This is a genomic window from Kitasatospora sp. NPDC002543 (genome assembly GCF_053594915.1).
Map to the genome: position 1 here is coordinate 1 of NZ_JBSFWR010000268.1, position 1,074 is coordinate 1,074.

The following is a 1,074-nucleotide window of genomic DNA, read 5'->3' on the forward strand; positions in this document are numbered from 1 at the left end:
GTGTCGCCGGAGTCGACGATGACCGAGATGTCGTACTGCTCGACGAGAGAGGAGACGATCTTCCAGCTGGCCGGGTTCAGATGGATGTCCGAGACGTGCAGGACGCGGATCGTGGACGGGTCCGGCCGGTACGCGGGGAGCGTCGACGTCACGTCGTAGAGCTTCGTCACATTGGTCACCAGGCGCGCCAACTCCTTCTGGTAGACGTCGAATTCGGTGACGATCGAGCGTGCGCTGCCGACGACCGAGGGGGCCGAGGAGAGCAGGCCGGAGAACTTCGGCTCCAGGACCGAATTGGGGTTCCAGGTCGCGTACGCCGCCCCTCCCGAGGCCGCCAGGAGGGCGAGCGCGAGACCGCCGGCGCCCAGTGCGCGGCGGGGGCGGCGGTAGACCGCGAGGCCGAGCGCGGTGGCGCCGGAGACGACGGCGACGCAGGAGCGCAGGGCGAGGTCGAGGGTGCCGTGCTCGATGTCGCGCGTGATCTCGTCCTGGAGGCCCGAGAGGCGCTCGGGGTGGTTGACCAGGGCCTCGGAGCGGACCGGGTCGAGGCGGTCGACGTCCACGTCGAGGCGGACGGGGGCCGTGTGCGACTTCAACTCCAGGGAACCGAGCGGCGAGACATTGATCTTCGTGCCGCCGGTCAGGGACGGGCGCAGCGTCATCCGGGTGTCCATCGGGCCGACCGGGACGCGGACGTTCCCCACGGCGAGCAGGCCGAGCCACGCGCCCATGAGGACGACGGCGGCGAGGCCCAGGGCGCGGAGGTACGGGCGGGGCTGGAGGGTGAGATCGCCGGTGGGGCGGGGGCGGCGGCCGCGATGACGGCGGCCGACCGCGGAGGGGATGTTCCGCAGGGCGGACAGGGCGGCGACAGCGGGGGCGCGGGCCATTGGTCCCGTATGCCCATGCGGATGGTGCCGTATGCCCGGACGGACAGGCCGATCTACGAGCGGGTGGCCGACAATGGCCGTGTGCTCGAGATGACGCGCGAGGAGTTCGAGGAACTGGTCGCCGAAGCCCTGGACCGGATTCCGCCGGAGCTGACGCGGCTCATGGACAACGTGGCGGTGTTCG

The 1,074-nt window shown here is 71.2% G+C and carries 2 pseudogenes; one reads left to right on the top strand and one right to left on the bottom strand.

Annotation, left to right across the window (positions count from 1 at the left end):
* Positions 1-890 (bottom strand): annotated as a pseudogene (locus tag ACWD4P_RS38500) (hypothetical protein); the annotation flags it as partial.
* 21 nt (positions 891-911) lie between these two features.
* On the opposite strand from ACWD4P_RS38500, the pseudogene ACWD4P_RS38505 reads away from it, so the two are divergent.
* Positions 912-1,074 (top strand): annotated as a pseudogene (locus ACWD4P_RS38505) (metallopeptidase family protein); the annotation flags it as partial.